The organism is Pseudomonas umsongensis, assembly GCF_012647205.1.
In the GTDB taxonomy this organism is placed as follows: domain Bacteria; phylum Pseudomonadota; class Gammaproteobacteria; order Pseudomonadales; family Pseudomonadaceae; genus Aquipseudomonas; species Aquipseudomonas umsongensis.
Genome location: NZ_CP051487.1, coordinates 6,181,904 through 6,197,934 on the forward strand (window position 1 = coordinate 6,181,904; position 16,031 = coordinate 6,197,934).

Genomic DNA, 16,031 nt, shown 5'->3' on the forward strand with positions numbered 1-16,031 from the left:
GCTTGCCCGCGAAGGGGCCATCACAACCGACAAATTTATTGGGGGCGAGGCCGATCCGGCATCATCACCGCCGAATGCCCAGGCTCAGCCGCCCCATCAAGCACAGGCTCCACCGCCTGCCTCGGCATCAAGACCTGCTGTGGATAAGTCTGCGCGAAATGCACCTCGGGACTGTTATCCACAAGCTTTTTCAAACGCTGGTTGAATGCACGGCTCACCGCATACTGCCCTCCCGACACGGTGCGAAATTGTGCCGTCAAGACCACGCCATTGAGGTCCATCTTGTCAACGCCGAACACATCCAGCGGCCCTTGCAGGTTGTACCTGAGGAACGGGTCGTCGCTGATCGAATGCCCTGCTTCGCGAATCAGTTCGATGGCCTTGTCGACATCGGTGTCATAGGTGAACTGCACGGAGAAGAACGCGTAGGCAAATTGCCGCGATTGGTTGGTCACGGCCTTGATCTGGCCAAAGGGCACCGAATGCACGAACCCTTTGCCGTCGCGCAGGCGCAGGGTGCGAATGGTCAGGCCTTCGACCGTGCCGGCATGCCCGGAATCGAGCACCACCCAGTCGCCGATCGACAGGGTGTCTTCAATGATGATGAACAACCCGGTGATTACATCTTGAACCAGTTGCTGGGAACCGAAACCGATGGCCAGGCCAATGACCCCGGCACCGGCCAGGAACGGCGCAACATTGATTCCCAGATTGGCCATGGTGGTGATAGCGCAGATCACCACCAAAATGATTTTGATCGCATTGCGCAGCAACGGCAGGATCGTCTTTACCCGCGTACTAGGCTGGCGCGCCCCGCGCTTGTTGAGCGGGGGTTTCAAGGCTTCCTGGATCGCCGTGTCCAGCACGACCCAGACCATCCACGTCACCAGGAAGATCAAGCCGATATGGCTCACCGCGTCACTGATCGCCCGCCCTACGGCATTGCTGACCGCAAAATCGAACAGTGACACGCCCCAGATTCGTCCGAGGATATCGATGAACACAATGGCCATGGCGATACGCAACAACGCGTGGGAGAGGCTCAGGAAGCGCTCTTTGTAGGCGCCACTGCGGCGCACGTCGGATTCGCTACGGGACTTGAACAAGTGATGCAACGTGGTGCTGAGAAACACCGTCGCGATCAGCAGCACCGTGGTGAACAGCGCGCTGCGCAACACTTGCTGGTTGTCATCGCCAATGCCGATCAAGTTGATGACAGACACCAGCACCATCAACAGGATCGGCCAATACCAGAGCCCGGAAAAAATCCGCAGGGTTTCGCGCAACGCCGGCTGCGCCCGCCGCTGGGCCAGCGGCAGGATGCGGATAACGTGAGCGACCGGACGGCGCATGCGGACCACCAGCAAACCAAAGGAAATCGAGGCCGCCAGCCCGGTAAATACGGCGATGCTGCTGGTGAGGTTGTTACCCAGTTGATGGGCGATCTGCGGACTGGTCAAGGCGTCGCTGAGGGCGACCAGGAAGCCGATCGCGAACAGCGGCCGCGGGCTGTCCTGGCGAATGATCTGCACCGCCCGGCGCTTGTGCCCGACATTGAACAGCACCACCAGGGACATCACCAACGACGCCGCGAACACCCCACTGCTGGTGGCATAGGCAAAACACAACGCCAGCGCCCGACCCGCTGACAAAGCCATGAACTGGCTGGCATAGATCGTCAACGGCAGGCTGATCACCGCGGGGAGGCTGTAGGGCAAGACATACCCAAGCAACGCCTGCCCACGCTCTCGACTGAGCAGCAAGCGATGACGGCACAGGCGTTCGGTCAAGAACTTGCCGAACATCCAGAGCAAGCCGAAGACACCTGCCCACACCGCCGTCAGCAGCAGGAAATCGGCCGCCACGCTCCAGCTCGAGCGGGCCGATGGACGATTGACCAATTGATCCACCTCATCGGCCGCACGATCCGCACGCAGACGCCAGGCGTCGAGCAGGTCCTTGTTGAAATTGAGCTTGTCCTGAATGCCATCGATGCTTGAACTGATGGCGCCCAGCAACCCGCCCTGAACCAAGGGTTCGGGATGTGCCGGCGGTGTGGCGGCGGTGGCCGCTGCCGGCACACCCGGTATCGCCGCCGCTTCCAGTTCCTCGCTGCCGAAGAACAACAGCGCCCCCATTAATATCGCCGTCTTGAGCCTGATCAAGGCATCCGCTCCTTTGGATAGGACTGTAAGGAACTGATCGAGAAATGCCGGACTAGTTCGGTGTTGGCCGGTAAATGCCAAGCGCCGGGCTACTCGCTGATCCTGTCGCGGATCGTCACCGGCCTGGCGCACGGGGTGTTTTTCTCGATTGGCTCGACAATCGCCACCAGTCTAGTGCCCAAGGAAAAAGCCGCCAGCGCGATCGCCAGCAAACCGGCCCCAACGGGTATTGCGGTGATGTATGAAATGCATACCGTCCGTAGTCCCACCGAAACTTTCGTCAACCTCTGGCAGTCATCAAAAGATCAGGGGGCAGTCAGACGGGAGGCGACATGGCGGCGATTCACATCGGCATTTCAGGTTGGCGCTACACGCCCTGGCGGGGGGATTTCTACCCGAAGGGACTGGCCCAGAGGCGCGAATTGCAATTCGCCTCACGGGCAGTCAACAGCATCGAAATCAATGGGTCGTTCTACGCCCTGCAGCGGCCAGAACGCTATGCCCAGTGGTATGCCGAAACCCCGGAGCACTTTGTGTTCAGCGTCAAGGCGCCGCGCTTCATCACCCATATCAAGCGTCTGCGTGACATCCACAAACCCCTGGCGAACTTCTTCGCCTCCGGGGTCCTGGAACTCAAGGAAAAACTCGGACCGTTTCTATGGCAGTTTCCGCCCAACTTCAAATTCGACGCCGCACTGTTCGAGAGCTTCCTCGAGCAATTGCCCCACGACACGGAGCAGGCCGCTGCCCTTGCCCGCCAGCACGACGCCCATGTGAACGGCCACGCCAGCCTTAAGACAAGCAAGAAAAAGCCCTTGCGCCATGCCGTGGAAATCCGCAACGACAGCTTCATCGATCCGGCATTTGTCCGCCTGCTCAAACGCTACAACACGGCCCTGGTGATTGCCGACACCGCCGGTAAATGGCCCTATCGCGAAGACCTCACCAGCGACTTCGTGTACCTGCGCCTGCACGGTGCCGAAGAGCTCTACGCCAGTGGCTACACCCCTCAGGCACTGAAGCGTTGGGGTGACCGGATCGATGCCTGGCATCATGGTCGGCAACCGGCTGATCCCCACCTGATCGCACCTCGCCTCAAACCCAGGGTGCGAAAGTCTCGAGAAGTTTTCTGCTACTTCGATAACGACATCAAGGTCCGCGCGCCCTTCGATGCGCGCCGTTTGCTGGCACGCTTCGACCTCGACAAAGAGCTGCTCACCGCCCCCGGTGAGCCCGCTGCGGAAGGGGTGCTGCCATGAGCGTTTCCGACCCGGTTGGCACCACCGACGAGCAGGCGACCATCGATACCACGGTGCATCGTTTCACCGTACTGACGGTCAACACCCACAAGGGCTTCACGGCGTTGAACCGGCGATTCATCCTGCCTGAACTGCGCGAGGCGGTGCGCAGTGTCTCCGCCGACGTGGTGTTTCTGCAGGAGGTACACGGCACCCACGAGCATCACCACAAGCGCTACGACAACTGGCCAGCGATGCCCCAGTACGAATTCCTCGCGGACACCCTCTGGCCGCAGTTTGCCTACGGACGCAATGCGGTCTATCCGGCAGGTGATCACGGCAACGCCTTGCTGTCGAAATTCCAGATCGTTCGGCACGACAACCTGGACGTGTCCATCAGCGGACACGAGAGCCGCGGCATTTTGCATTGCGTGTTGCGCCTGCCGGGAGAGGGCCCGGAGGTGCATGCCATTTGCGTCCATCTTGGCTTGCGCGAAACCCATCGCAATGAACAACTCAAGTTACTGGGCCGCCGCCTTGAGTCGTTGCCAGGCGACGCCCCGGTGATTGTCGCCGGTGATTTCAACGACTGGCGCCAACGCGCCGATGCCCTGCTCCAGCCCTGTGGTCTGCGCGAAGTGTTCGCCGAGCACCACGGCAAGCCGGCGCGCAGTTTCCCCGCGCGATTGCCGACCTTGCGCCTGGACCGTATCTACGTACGTAACCTCAAGGCCAGCTATCCGCAGGTATTGGCGAACCGTCCCTGGTCACACCTATCGGATCACGCACCGTTGTCGGTGGAGATCGAGCTATGAGCATCCCGTCGATGGAAAAAAACACGCTGGAAAGAACCATTGCCGCACCGCCCATTAGCGAGCCGGCAGCCGTCGACGTCGAGTACGGTTGGCAAGGCAACAATCGGGTCCAACTGCTGGAAAATGGCGAAGCCTATTTCCCTAGAGTATTCGAGGCGATGCGCCAGGCCACCACCGAAATCCTCCTGGAAACCTTCATTGTGTTCGAGGACAAAGTCGGTGAAGAATTGAAGGAGGTGCTGATCGAGGCGGCACAACGGGGTGTCCGCGTGACTGCCAGCTTCGACGGGTTTGGCTGCGGAGAACTGACTGCCGATTATCTTTCCGCCCTGAGCGGTGCTGGCGTGCATTTACAGATGTTCGACCCGGCACCCAAGCGCCTGGGCATCCGCACCAACTGGTTTCGACGCCTGCACCGCAAGATCGTGGTAGTGGATGGGACGATTGCGTTCATTGGCGGGATCAACTTCTCCGCCGATCATTTGGCCGATTTCGGCCCCGAAGCCAAGCAGGATTATTCGGTTGAAGTGCAAGGCCCGGCGGTGGCCGACATTCACCACTTTGCCCTGCTGCAATGCGGTCGCCCGGCCCGCGCCAAATACTGGTGGCAACGGCGTCGACAACGGCGTTCGGAATTGGCCGTCACCGATCACGACGGTCAGGTACGACTGGTGTACCGCGATAACGCCGAGCACGCGACCGACATCGAAGAGGTCTACCGCCTGGCGCTGCGCACGGCGCAGCGGCGCGTGGTCATTGCCAACGCCTACTTCTTCCCAGGCTACAGGTTGCTGCGCGAAATCCGCAACGCCGCGCGCCGCGGCGTAGAAGTGCGCCTGATCCTGCAGGGACAGCCGGACATGTTGGTGGCCAAACTCGCGGCGCGCATGACTTACGATTACCTGCTCAAGTCCGGGGTGAAAATCTTCGAATACTGCGACCGGCCACTGCACGGCAAAGTCGCGCTGGTGGACGAAGACTGGAGCACAGTCGGCTCCAGCAACCTCGACCCGCTGAGCCTGTCGATGAACCTGGAGGCCAACGTGTTGATCCGTGACCGCGCGTTCAACCGCGACCTGTTCGATCGGCTTGAAGAACTCAGCGACAACCATTGCAAGGCCATGTCGGTGGACGAGGCCCCACGCGGGCGCATCTGGCACATGACCGTGGGCTTTCTGGTGTTCCATTTCCTACGCCATTTCCCGGCATGGGCCGGTTGGCTGCCAGCGCACAAACCACGCTTGAAAACGTTCACCCCACCGACCGGGAGCGATCAACATGAGCCGCACTGAAACACACGCGGCGTCCCACGCCGAGCACCCGGCGAAATCGCGCTGGAGTCGTTGGAAAAGACCACTGACAATGCTGTTTTTCCTGGCGCTGATCGTCCTCTTGACGATGTTTGCCCAGCGCATCGAATGGAACGAGGTGCTCGACACCCTGGCCGATTTCAAGGTACGCACCTTGATCATCGCGTCAGGGCTGACACTGATGAGTTTCCTGGTCTACGCCTGCTTCGACCTGATCGGCCGAACCTACATTCGCCAGGACCTGACGTGGAAACAGATCCTGCCGGTGGGCATCATCAGCTACGCCTTCAACCTCAACCTGAGCGCCTGGGTGGGCGGCATCGCCATGCGTTATCGGCTGTATTCGCGACTCGGGGTGAGCAAGGCCAACATTGCGAAAATCCTCGGCCTGAGCCTGGCGACCAACTGGTTCGGCTACATGGTGATTGCCGGCGCGGTGTTCAGCAGTGGGCTGGTGCGCATGCCGCCAGGCTGGAAACTCAGTAGCGGCGCGCTGCAAGGCGTGGGCGTTTTACTCTTGCTGGCGAGCGCGGGATATCTCGCGGCCTGCCAGTTTTCCAAACGCCGCGAGTGGGCGATCCGCGGGGTCGAAATCAACTTGCCATCACTGCGCATGGCGGTCCTGCAACTGGCCCTGGGGGCGCTGAACTGGTCGTTGATGGCCGCGGTCATTTTCACGCTGCTACCGAGCAAACTGGATTATCCGCTGGTGCTTGGCGTGTTGCTGATCAGCGCCATCGCCGGGGTCATCACCCACATTCCGGCAGGGCTTGGCGTGCTGGAAGCGGTGTTCGTGGCGCTGCTGCAACACGAGGCATCGCGGGGTAGCCTGGTGGCGGGTTTGCTGGCGTATCGGGCGATTTATTTCCTGTTGCCGTTATTGATCACGCTGGTGATGTACCTGATGGTGGAGGCCAAGGCCAAGTCATTGCGGATATCGAAAAAACCCAAATAATGGGTGGACGCCTTCGCGAGCAGGCTCGCTCCCACATTTGAAATGCATTCCCCTGTGGGAGCGAGCCTGGTCGCGAAGGCGTCATGAGCGACACTACTATTCATTTTGACTGAATAATGCTCAACCGCTCACCCACCACCATTTCCGTAATCCAGTCCACCAGGATCGAGGTGTAGGCCTGCTGGGAAACCGGATCGCTCAGCGCATGATCGGCGCCGTCGATGATGCGGTGGGTCAGCGAGTGTGTCTGCTGGCACGCCGCGCGATAACTCATGATGGTCGCGTGAGGCACGTAATCATCGGTTTCGGACTGTACCAACAACACATCACCCGTGAATTGCGAACAGGCATGCAGTGCCCGATTGCTGTCGGCGCGCACCAGAGTGCTGCGGTAATCGCGCAGATCGAGCTTGTCCAAATCGCGCTTGGGCGTATGCCATTGATCGTCGCGGTACAGCGCCGGCACTCGCAGGGCCAGCCAGCGCACCGGCCGTAGCGAGGTGAGGATCGAGGCCAGGTATCCGCCGTAACTGGTGCCGACCACGGCAATCGCCGAGGTATCCAGCGCCGGGTGCGCCAGCAAGCGGTCGTAGGCCGCCAGCAGGTCACGCAGATTGTCTTCACGGGTCACGCGGGTCAACGGAATACCCGTGCCGCCGGTATGCCCGCGCAGGTCGAAGGTCAAACATACGCACCCCAGACCGGCGATGCCTTTCGCCCGCTCCAGATCTCGCTCCTGGCTACCCCCCCAACCGTGCACGAACAGCACGCCAGGGACTTTTGATTTGGGGCTCAGGAAAGTCCCACTCATCTGTTCGTCGTCGATGTCGATTTGAATGCTTTCGCTTCTAGCCGTCATAGGATTTGACCGTTACGTACTTGAGAAGAAAATCACTGTTTTCCGCTGGCCCTCGGTACACCTCGATGGCGTCCGCCGGCAGTGGCTGATCGATGTAGGTTTCCACCGAAGACACAAGAATCGCGCGCATCCCCGGATCGTTGACGAAGCTCTGCAACGCTGCCACTTCCGCGCTGCTGGCCCCGCCCATGCGCCAGGATTGCTCGAGCACGCCGCTGCGTCGCTGGCCGTCACTGGCAATTCCCTGGGCGATGTCGTAATTGCGCCGCGAGGCGTAGAAACCGGGATAGGCTTCATCGGCGGCCGCGTCGAACACCTTGGCCTGCCTGATCGCCAATCGCACATCGTCAGGCAAATCCAGCGCCAGCAGATCGTCGTAGCCACCCTGCACCACCAGCAGGTTCGAACCACCATAGACCTCTTCGCCATGAGCGTCTTTGGTCAAGTATTGATCACCGCAATAACTGAGCAACCTGGCGCCGATGAAACTCTGCCCAACGCTGTGGGTAATCACCTGGTCCAGGTCCTGCTCCAGTACCACACCTTCACTGAACAGCGCCTTGGCTTCAGGACGGGCGAGGATTTCGTCGAACTGGTCGAGGCTAGTGATGACTTCCTGGCCGCGCCCCGCACAGGCATGAATTGGCTTCATACGGATCGGACCGCTGTAGAGCAGATGCTCCGCCGCCGGCCGTGCATCGTCGAAGGAGAAAACACTGAGACCGTCGAGCACTACCGTGCGCACCCGTTCGGAAAACATCGGCGCCCAGCCTTGCGGTGCATGGGCATGCCTGTTCAACAAACCATGGCTGATGGCCTTGGTGCAGATGAAATCGTGCTCGACGTATCCGCCCCATAAATCCTCTGGTCCCTTGACGCCCAACTGCCGGGCGGCAGCGGCGCCCACCAGGGTCTGGGTCGGCAACAAATAGATGTCCCGCCCGCCATGCACCTGCGGGTCGTAGCTGCCGCCGTATTTGAGCCCGAGGATTTGCGCCAGCCAACGGGCCAGGGCGCGATTGGTTTCGACTTCGTGCTGCGGCGCATCGGGGCGGACCGAATGGGCGACTACCAGTTTTTTGCGGTTGGTTGGGGTCATGCGTCCCCCTTCAATCGTCGCTAAATGAATGTAGCTGATGGGGTGCAGGGTTCAGGCCAATCGTCCCTCGAAAATAACGGTTTTAAAATCAATCGGTTGTGCAAAAAGCATAGCGTCGCGCCTGCTTTATTCTGCACGACGGGTATCAGGATTCTGGCATTTTGCACGACTTGAGCATTTTGGCACTCCCGCAGGGTGATGCTTCTATCGGGGGGCCGCACTCGGCATCGCCCCAAACCGCGCCCGGTAATCACTGGGGGCCAGTCCGGTAATCTTCTTGAATGTCGAACGAAACGCCCCCGGATCCTGATATCCCACGGTCCAGGCGATGTGATCGATGGTGCCGTTGGTGAATTCGAGCATTTCCCGGGCCTTGCCGACTCGCAGGTGCTGGCAGTACTCCGTCGGCTTAAGCCCGGTTGCCGCACGGAATCGCCGCAGGAACGTCCGCTCCTCCAGCCCTGCCCGTTCAGCCATCGCCGTCAGCGAGACATCGGTGGCACCCGTGCTTTGCAGCCAGTGTTGAACCCTGAGGATCGCGGCATCGCCATGGTTGAGAATCGGGGCGAAATTGCTGCCACACTCACTGGCGCTGTCGCTGTGTTCCACCACCAGGAAACGCGCAGTGCCGGTGGCAATGCTCGGGCCCAGCAGACGATTGACCAGGCGCAGACCCAATTCAGACCACGCCATCAGCCCGGCCGTGGTAATCAGGTCGCCGTCATCGACGATGGGCGTATCAGCCTTGAGCTTGATCGCCGGGTAGCGCTCGGCGAAGGTTTTCGCGGAAGTCCAATGGGTGGTGGCGCTGCGACCGTCCAGCAGTCCGCTTTCAGCCAATAGCAGCGAGCCCACGCAGACACCGCCCAGGGTCGCGCCGTTGGCGTGCTGCTGGCGAAGCCAACGCAGCAGCGCATGCGGCGCCTGGGCTTCGGTGAAGCCGGCAATCGACGGCGGAATCAACACCGCTACCAATGCGCTGTCCGCAGCGGGATGGCTGTCATAGACACGAACGGGCGCCTGTTCGCCATCGACCTGCCAATGGCTGATCCGCAACAAAGGCAAGCGCGCCGCCTGGTGCTCTGCAGCGATACGGTTGGCCACCCCGAACAGGTCCGTCAACCCATGCACCGCCGCCATCTGCGCGCCGGGATAGATCAACACGCCCAGCTCGGCGATTGCCCTTTGTGCTTCCATTGTCAGTTTTCCCCCTTCTATTGTCGGTGCGGCCAATCCCCGGACGGTCTGCCAGGGTCAATACTTCATTCCACACCCAAACCGCACTTCGAGGAAACAGTCATGGCCAAGCAAGCACTCATCGTAGTCGATATCCAAAAAGACTACTTCCCCCAGGGCAAGTGGCCGTTGGTCGGTGCCGATGCCGCCGCAGACAACGCTGTTCGTCTGCTCAAGGCCTTTCGTGAGGCCGGTGATTCGGTAGTGCACATCCGCCACGAGTTCACCTCCGCACAAGCGCCGTTTTTCACCCCGGGCTCCGACGGGGCGAAGCTGCACCCTAAAGTCCTCAACCAAGGCAATGAGCCGGTGGTGCTCAAGCACTTCGTCAACTCGTTCCGCGAAACCGAACTGCAGAGCATTCTCGACGAGCAAGGCATCAAGGAACTGGTGGTGGTCGGCAGCATGAGCCACATGTGTGTCGACGGCATCACCCGCGCCGCCAACGACCTCGGCTACAGCGTCACGGTGATCCACGATGCCTGTGCCTCCCGTGACCTGGAGTTCAATGGACTGACCGTTCCGGCAGCCCACGTGCATGCCGCGTTCATGTCGGCATTGGGTTTTGCCTACGCCAAGGTGGTGTCCACCGACGAGTTCCTCGCCGCCAGCCGTTAACCACAAAACGCGCCTTGCCGCGCAATACGGCTCCTACAGAGGAATCGAAAACCGCGGGTAACAAAAAGCCCGGCATCCTGATGGGAGTGCCGGGCTTTCATTCGTTCGAAGCTATTGCTTAGAACGGAATATCGTCATCAAAGCTATCGAAATCCGGAGCTGGCTGCGGCGCGGCCTGCTGAGGAGCCGGGCGCGACTGTTGCGGTGCCGACTGCTGTGGACGCGGAGCCTGCTGGCGAGGAGCGGATTGCTGGTAGTTGTTACCGCCGCCCTGGCCTTGTTGGTCACCCTGTTGAGGACGACCGCCCAGCAGTTGCATGGTGCCTTGCATGTCGACCACGATTTCAGTGGTGTAACGCTTGATACCGTCTTTTTCCCACTCGCGGGTCTGCAGCTTGCCTTCGATGTAGACCTGCGAACCTTTACGCAGGTATTCGCCGGCGATTTCCGCGACCTTGCCGAACATCGACACGCGGTGCCATTCGGTTTTTTCGACTTTCTGACCGGTTTGCTTGTCGGTCCACTGTTCGCTGGTTGCCAGACTCAGGTTGGTCACGGCGTTGCCATTCGGCAGGTAACGAACTTCAGGATCCTGGCCGCAAGTGCCGACCAATATGACTTTGTTAACCCCACGGGCCATTACGTTCTCCTAGGCTACGCACGCTGCCCCGGCCGGGTTGTTCACCAGGCTTTCAAGGGTGGTGCGATCCAATAGTTCGGTGTCCAATTTGATGTAAATCGCCGCTTCGTCTGCGACTATCACTGCATCTGTTACCCCTACGACGGCCTTCAGGCGCTCAACCAGCCCCGCTTCGCGGATCGCCTCGGGCGACAATGGCAAGCGCAGGCTTGTCACGTAGGGAGGTTCACGCATGGTAACAGCAAAGGCCAGCCAGAGGGCAGCCAGACCAGCGCATCCAAGGAACACAACCGACAGACCGCCATGCTGGAACAGCCAGCCGCCAAGTATGCCGCCCAGTGCCGAGCCAAGGAACTGACTGGTGGAGTAGACCCCCATCGCCGTGCCCTTGCCGCCCGCCGGTGAAACCTTGCTGATCAGCGACGGCAACGAAGCTTCCAGCAGATTGAAGGCGGTGAAAAACACCACGGTACCAATCACCAGAGCCCGCAAGCTGTCGCCGAACTGCCAGAAGAATAGCTCAGTGAGCATCAGCGTCACGACGGCGCCGAGTAAAACACGTTTCATTTTGCGTCTCTTCTCGCCGTAGATGATGAACGGGATCATGGCGAAGAAGGAAATCAGCAGCGCGGTCAGGTACACCCACCAATGCTGCTCCTTGGGCAGCCCGGCTTTTTCGACGAGCGCCAGGGGCAAGGCGACGAAACTCGACATCAGCATTGCGTGCAACACAAAGATACCAAGATCCAGGCGCAGCAGGTCCGGGTGCTTGAGCGTCGGTATCAGGGCCTGGCGCGCGACGCCGGATTCACGGTGCTGCAACGGGCCCGTGGAGCGCGGCACCATGAACATCACAATCACGATGCCAACCAGCGCCATGCCACCTGTGGCAAGGAACAGTCCGGACAGCCCGAAGGCACGGGTCAGCAACGGTCCTACTACCATGGCAACAGCAAACGACAGGCCGATCGTCATGCCGATCATCGCCATGGCCTTTGTCCGGTGCTGTTCGCGTGTCAGGTCTGACAGTAAAGCCATCACCGCGGCGGAAATCGCCCCGGCACCTTGCAGGATGCGCCCGGCGATCACGCCCCAGATCGAGTCGGCGTTGGCCGCCAGGACGCTGCCAAGCGCGAAGACGATCAGCCCCAGGTAAATCACCGGGCGGCGGCCAATGCGGTCGGAAATGAAACCGAAGGGAATCTGGAAAATCGCCTGGGTCAGGCCATAAGCGCCAATCGCCAGCCCGATGAGGGCCGGGGTCGCTCCTGCGAGGTCCATGCCATAGGTCGCCAATACCGGCAACACCATGAACATGCCGAGCATACGGAAGGCGAACACCAGGGCCAGACCGCTTGCCGCGCGGGTCTCGCTGCCACTCATGCGCTCGCTGTGGGGATCGTGCATGGAAAAACCTCATGTGAACCGGCGGCGATTCTACCAGTCCCATCGATTGGCAGGGTATATCGCGACGCTTTGCCGCGTGTAGATGACAGAGCTTTCATGTAAGGCAGCCATTGCAACATTCGATAGTGTGCATCCATCCAGTATTTGGCCGTATACTCCTACGTTTTCGACGCCCGCCGAGCGAGGCCACCTTGGACAAGATCCTGATTCGTGGGGCTCGAACCCACAACCTGAAGAACATCGACCTGACCCTGCCACGGGACAAGCTGATCGTCATCACCGGCCTGTCCGGCTCGGGCAAGTCGTCCCTGGCTTTCGACACGTTGTACGCCGAAGGCCAGCGCCGCTATGTCGAGTCGCTGTCGGCCTATGCCCGGCAGTTCCTGTCGATGATGGAAAAGCCTGACGTCGACACCATCGAAGGCCTGTCGCCGGCGATTTCCATCGAACAGAAGTCGACCTCGCACAACCCGCGTTCGACCGTGGGCACCATCACCGAAATCTACGACTACCTGCGCCTGCTCTATGCGCGCGTCGGCATTCCACGCTGCCCGGACCACGACATTCCCCTGGAAGCGCAGACCGTCAGCCAGATGGTCGACCTGGTCCTTGCCGAACCTGAGGGCAGCAAGCTCATGCTGTTGGCCCCGGTCATTCGCGAGCGCAAAGGTGAGCACCTTTCGGTCTTCGAGGAACTGCGCGCACAAGGTTTCGTCCGTGCCCGGATCAACGGCAAGTTGTATGAGCTGGACGAAGCACCGAAGCTCGATAAACAGAAAAAACACACCATTGATGTCGTGGTCGACCGCTTCAAGGTGCGTGCAGACCTGCAACAGCGCCTGGCCGAATCCTTCGAGACCGCGCTGAAACTGGCAGATGGCATCGCCCTGGTGGCACCGATGGACGACGAGCCGGGCGAAGAGATGATCTTCTCCGCGCGCTTCGCCTGCCCAATTTGCGGGCACGCCATCAGTGAACTCGAGCCCAAGCTGTTTTCCTTCAACAACCCGGCCGGTGCCTGCCCGACCTGTGACGGCCTGGGGGTCAAGCAGTTCTTCGACATCAAGCGCCTGGTTAATGGAGAGTTGACCCTGGCCGAAGGCGCGATTCGCGGCTGGGACCGGCGCAACGTCTATTACTTCCAGATGCTTGGCTCGCTGGCCTCCCACTACAAGTTCAGTCTGGAAGTGCCGTTCAACGAACTGCCGGCCGAGCAGCAGAAGAGCATCCTGCACGGCAGCGGTTCACAAAACGTCGATTTCAAATACCTGAATGACCGGGGCGATATCGTCAAGCGCTCGCACCCGTTCGAAGGCATCGTGCCAAACCTGGAACGCCGCTACCGTGAAACCGAGTCGGCCTCGGTACGCGAAGAGCTGGCCAAGTTCCTCAGCACCCAGTCCTGCCCTGATTGCCGCGGCACCCGTCTGCGTCGCGAAGCACGGCATGTGTGGGTCGGCGAGAAAACCCTGCCGGCGGTGACCAACCTGCCAATCGGTGATGCCTGCGACTATTTCGAAGGGATGAAACTGACTGGCCGCCGTGGCGAGATCGCCGACAAGATCCTCAAGGAAATTCGCGAACGCCTGCAGTTCCTCGTCAACGTCGGCCTCGATTATCTGTCGCTGGATCGCAGCGCAGACACCTTGTCCGGTGGTGAGGCCCAGCGTATCCGCCTGGCCAGCCAGATCGGCGCCGGGCTGGTCGGTGTTCTGTACATCCTCGACGAACCCTCGATCGGCCTGCACCAGCGTGATAACGACCGGTTACTTGGCACACTGAAACACCTGCGGGACATCGGCAACACGGTGATCGTGGTAGAGCACGATGAAGACGCGATTCGCCTGGCCGACTATGTGGTGGATATCGGCCCTGGTGCGGGGGTTCACGGCGGACACATCGTTGCTGAAGGTACGCCGGCCGAGGTAATGGCACATCCCGACTCCCTGACCGGCAAGTACCTCTCGGGCCGCGTGAAGATCGCGGTGCCGGCCAAGCGCACACCGCGCAACAAGAAGCTGTCGCTGACGCTCAAGGGCGCCCGTGGCAATAACCTGCGCAACGTAGACCTGGATATTCCCATCGGCCTGCTGACCTGCGTGACCGGCGTGTCCGGCTCAGGCAAGTCGACACTGATCAACAACACGCTCTTTCCGTTGAGTGCCACGGCGCTCAACGGTGCAACCACCCTGGAAGCGGCTGCTCACGACAGCATCAAGGGCCTGGAGCATCTGGATAAGGTCGTCGACATCGACCAGAGCCCCATTGGTCGTACCCCACGCTCCAACCCGGCCACCTACACCGGTCTGTTCACACCGATTCGTGAGCTTTTTGCCGGCGTACCGGAATCACGATCGCGCGGTTATGGCCCCGGGCGCTTCTCCTTCAACGTGAAGGGCGGACGCTGCGAAGCTTGTCAGGGTGATGGCCTGATCAAGGTGGAAATGCACTTCCTGCCGGATATCTATGTGCCGTGCGATGTGTGCAAGAGCAAGCGCTACAACCGCGAAACCCTTGAGATCAAATACAAGGGCAAGAGCATTCATGAAACCCTCGAGATGACCATCGAGGAGGCCCGGGAGTTCTTCGATGCGGTGCCGGCTTTGGCGCGCAAACTGCAAACTCTGATGGACGTCGGCTTGTCGTACATCAAGCTGGGACAATCGGCGACCACACTGTCCGGTGGTGAGGCCCAGCGGGTCAAACTGTCGCGCGAACTGTCCAAGCGTGACACTGGCAAGACCCTGTACATCCTCGACGAGCCAACTACCGGGCTGCACTTTGCGGACATCCAGCAACTGCTGGATGTGTTGCACCGTCTGCGCGACCACGGCAATACGGTGGTGGTGATCGAGCACAACCTAGACGTCATCAAGACCGCTGACTGGCTGGTGGACCTGGGCCCGGAGGGCGGTTCCAAGGGCGGGCAGATCATTGCCGTTGGCACGCCGGAAGAGGTTTCAGAGATGAAGCAATCCCATACCGGTTATTACCTCAAGCCCCTGCTGGAGCGTGACAGGGCTTAACTGGGCCCCCACGAAAAAGCCCCTGTCACTTCATCGGTGACAGGGGCTTTTTTGTATTCGCCGCAATCAGGTGTGGGATTGCAGGTAATTCTCGAGACCGATCAACTTGATCAGGCCAAGCTGCTTTTCAAGCCAATAGGTGTGATCTTCTTCGGTGTCATGCAGTTGGACCCGCAGCATTTCGCGGCTGACATAGTCCTTGTGCTGTTCGCAGAGCTTGATGCCCTTGCACAGCGCGGCCCGAACCTTGTATTCCAGGCGCAAGTCCGCTTCGAGCATTTCAGTAACCGTGGTGCCGACATCCAGATCGTCCGGACGCATGCGCGGCGTGCCTTCGAGCATCAGAATCCGGCGCATCAGTGCATCAGCGTGCCCTGCTTCTTCTTCCATCTCGTGGTTGATTCGTTCGTAGAGCTTGGTGAAACCCCAGTCCTCATACATCCGCGAGTGGACGAAATATTGATCACGCGCGGCCAGTTCGCCGGTCAGCAACGTGTTGAGGTAATCGATAACGTCTGGGTGGCCTTGCATCGCCCTACATCTCCCTGCTTGAAAGTCTGTAGTTTGAACCAACATGACCACAACGTCACTCGCCGCACGCAATAAAAGCGAAGATATTCTGAGAAAAGCAGCTTAAATAACGCAAAAACCGCCCTAATAAGG

The 16,031-nt window shown here is 60.1% G+C and carries 13 protein-coding genes and 1 pseudogene; 7 read left to right on the plus strand and 7 right to left on the minus strand.

Annotation, left to right across the window (positions count from 1 at the left end):
* Nucleotides 1-35 precede the first annotated feature (35 nt).
* Nucleotides 36-2,165: a mechanosensitive ion channel family protein gene (locus HGP31_RS28000; RefSeq protein ID WP_168759020.1), complete on the minus strand. Its 2,130-nt coding sequence runs from the start codon at nucleotides 2,163-2,165 to the stop codon at nucleotides 36-38.
* Between the two features lie 78 nt (nucleotides 2,166-2,243).
* Between HGP31_RS28000 and HGP31_RS31085 the strand changes: the two are divergent.
* The 5 genes and pseudogenes from HGP31_RS31085 to HGP31_RS28025 form a co-directional block, all read left to right on the plus strand.
* Nucleotides 2,244-2,372 (plus strand): annotated as a pseudogene (locus HGP31_RS31085) (MFS transporter); the annotation flags it as partial.
* 125 nt (nucleotides 2,373-2,497) lie between these two features.
* Nucleotides 2,498-3,424 (plus strand): DUF72 domain-containing protein, encoded by a 927-nt coding sequence (locus tag HGP31_RS28010; protein WP_020800591.1) that lies wholly within the window; start codon nucleotides 2,498-2,500, stop codon nucleotides 3,422-3,424.
* Complete coding sequence (locus HGP31_RS28015; protein ID WP_168759021.1) at nucleotides 3,421-4,218, plus strand: endonuclease/exonuclease/phosphatase family protein; 798 nt, start codon at nucleotides 3,421-3,423, stop codon at nucleotides 4,216-4,218. Before HGP31_RS28010 ends, HGP31_RS28015 begins: the two co-directional genes overlap by 4 nt.
* Complete coding sequence (gene clsB / locus HGP31_RS28020) at nucleotides 4,215-5,510, plus strand: cardiolipin synthase ClsB (RefSeq protein WP_020800589.1); 1,296 nt, start codon at nucleotides 4,215-4,217, stop codon at nucleotides 5,508-5,510. Before HGP31_RS28015 ends, clsB begins: the two co-directional genes overlap by 4 nt.
* The gene (locus tag HGP31_RS28025; RefSeq protein WP_020800588.1) at nucleotides 5,497-6,483 is read left to right on the plus strand and encodes a lysylphosphatidylglycerol synthase domain-containing protein; all 987 of its coding nucleotides are present in this window, start codon (nucleotides 5,497-5,499) and stop codon (nucleotides 6,481-6,483) included. The genes clsB and HGP31_RS28025 overlap by 14 nt, the downstream gene beginning before the upstream one ends.
* Before the next feature lie 100 nt (nucleotides 6,484-6,583).
* Here HGP31_RS28025 and HGP31_RS28030 read toward each other — a convergent pair whose 3' ends face one another.
* The 3 genes from HGP31_RS28030 to HGP31_RS28040 form a co-directional block, all read right to left on the minus strand.
* Entirely contained in the window at nucleotides 6,584-7,342 is a 759-nt protein-coding gene (locus HGP31_RS28030) for an alpha/beta hydrolase family protein (protein WP_020800587.1), read from the minus strand.
* Nucleotides 7,332-8,441 carry a DUF3182 family protein gene (locus tag HGP31_RS28035; protein WP_020800586.1) on the minus strand — a complete coding sequence of 370 codons (1,110 nt, stop codon included), beginning with the start codon at nucleotides 8,439-8,441 and terminating at the stop codon, nucleotides 7,332-7,334. The genes HGP31_RS28030 and HGP31_RS28035 overlap by 11 nt, the downstream gene beginning before the upstream one ends.
* A 204-nt stretch (nucleotides 8,442-8,645) precedes the next feature.
* The gene (locus HGP31_RS28040; RefSeq protein ID WP_168759022.1) at nucleotides 8,646-9,638 is read right to left on the minus strand and encodes a GlxA family transcriptional regulator; all 993 of its coding nucleotides are present in this window, start codon (nucleotides 9,636-9,638) and stop codon (nucleotides 8,646-8,648) included.
* Nucleotides 9,639-9,740: 102 nt separating this feature from the next.
* Here HGP31_RS28040 and HGP31_RS28045 point away from each other — a divergent pair, with 102 nt between their 5' ends.
* The gene (locus HGP31_RS28045; RefSeq protein ID WP_168759023.1) at nucleotides 9,741-10,295 is read left to right on the plus strand and encodes a cysteine hydrolase family protein; all 555 of its coding nucleotides are present in this window, start codon (nucleotides 9,741-9,743) and stop codon (nucleotides 10,293-10,295) included.
* A 118-nt stretch (nucleotides 10,296-10,413) separates the two neighbouring features.
* Here HGP31_RS28045 and HGP31_RS28050 read toward each other — a convergent pair whose 3' ends face one another.
* Together HGP31_RS28050 and HGP31_RS28055 are read right to left on the minus strand one after the other, a co-directional pair.
* On the minus strand, nucleotides 10,414-10,935 hold the full coding sequence (locus tag HGP31_RS28050; RefSeq protein WP_020799826.1) for a single-stranded DNA-binding protein: 522 nt from the start codon (nucleotides 10,933-10,935) through the stop codon (nucleotides 10,414-10,416).
* A 9-nt stretch (nucleotides 10,936-10,944) separates the two neighbouring features.
* Nucleotides 10,945-12,342, minus strand: coding sequence for an MFS transporter (locus HGP31_RS28055; RefSeq protein ID WP_008065728.1), 1,398 nt, complete (start codon nucleotides 12,340-12,342; stop codon nucleotides 10,945-10,947).
* A 191-nt stretch (nucleotides 12,343-12,533) separates the two neighbouring features.
* On the opposite strand from HGP31_RS28055, the gene uvrA reads away from it, so the two are divergent.
* On the plus strand, nucleotides 12,534-15,368 hold the full coding sequence (uvrA, locus tag HGP31_RS28060) for an excinuclease ABC subunit UvrA (protein ID WP_020799827.1): 2,835 nt from the start codon (nucleotides 12,534-12,536) through the stop codon (nucleotides 15,366-15,368).
* 66 nt (nucleotides 15,369-15,434) lie between these two features.
* Here uvrA and bfr read toward each other — a convergent pair whose 3' ends face one another.
* Nucleotides 15,435-15,899 carry a bacterioferritin gene (bfr, locus tag HGP31_RS28065; RefSeq protein WP_008053867.1) on the minus strand — a complete coding sequence of 155 codons (465 nt, stop codon included), beginning with the start codon at nucleotides 15,897-15,899 and terminating at the stop codon, nucleotides 15,435-15,437.
* Nucleotides 15,900-16,031 lie beyond the last annotated feature (132 nt).

Excerpts from the sequence above, each read along its gene's own strand:
- HGP31_RS28010 (WP_020800591.1), top strand. The coding sequence starts at position 2,498 with ATGGCGGCGATTCACATCGGCATTTCAGGTTGGCGCTACACGCCCTGG.
- HGP31_RS28015 (WP_168759021.1), top strand. The coding sequence starts at position 3,421 with ATGAGCGTTTCCGACCCGGTTGGCACCACCGACGAGCAGGCGACCATC.
- clsB (WP_020800589.1), top strand. The coding sequence starts at position 4,215 with ATGAGCATCCCGTCGATGGAAAAAAACACGCTGGAAAGAACCATTGCC.
- HGP31_RS28025 (WP_020800588.1), top strand. The coding sequence starts at position 5,497 with ATGAGCCGCACTGAAACACACGCGGCGTCCCACGCCGAGCACCCGGCG.
- HGP31_RS28030 (WP_020800587.1), bottom strand. The coding sequence starts at position 7,342 with ATGACGGCTAGAAGCGAAAGCATTCAAATCGACATCGACGACGAACAG.
- HGP31_RS28035 (WP_020800586.1), bottom strand. The coding sequence starts at position 8,441 with ATGACCCCAACCAACCGCAAAAAACTGGTAGTCGCCCATTCGGTCCGC.
- HGP31_RS28040 (WP_168759022.1), bottom strand. The coding sequence starts at position 9,638 with ATGGAAGCACAAAGGGCAATCGCCGAGCTGGGCGTGTTGATCTATCCC.
- HGP31_RS28045 (WP_168759023.1), top strand. The coding sequence starts at position 9,741 with ATGGCCAAGCAAGCACTCATCGTAGTCGATATCCAAAAAGACTACTTC.
- HGP31_RS28050 (WP_020799826.1), bottom strand. The coding sequence starts at position 10,935 with ATGGCCCGTGGGGTTAACAAAGTCATATTGGTCGGCACTTGCGGCCAG.
- HGP31_RS28055 (WP_008065728.1), bottom strand. The coding sequence starts at position 12,342 with ATGCACGATCCCCACAGCGAGCGCATGAGTGGCAGCGAGACCCGCGCG.
- bfr (WP_008053867.1), bottom strand. The coding sequence starts at position 15,899 with ATGCAAGGCCACCCAGACGTTATCGATTACCTCAACACGTTGCTGACC.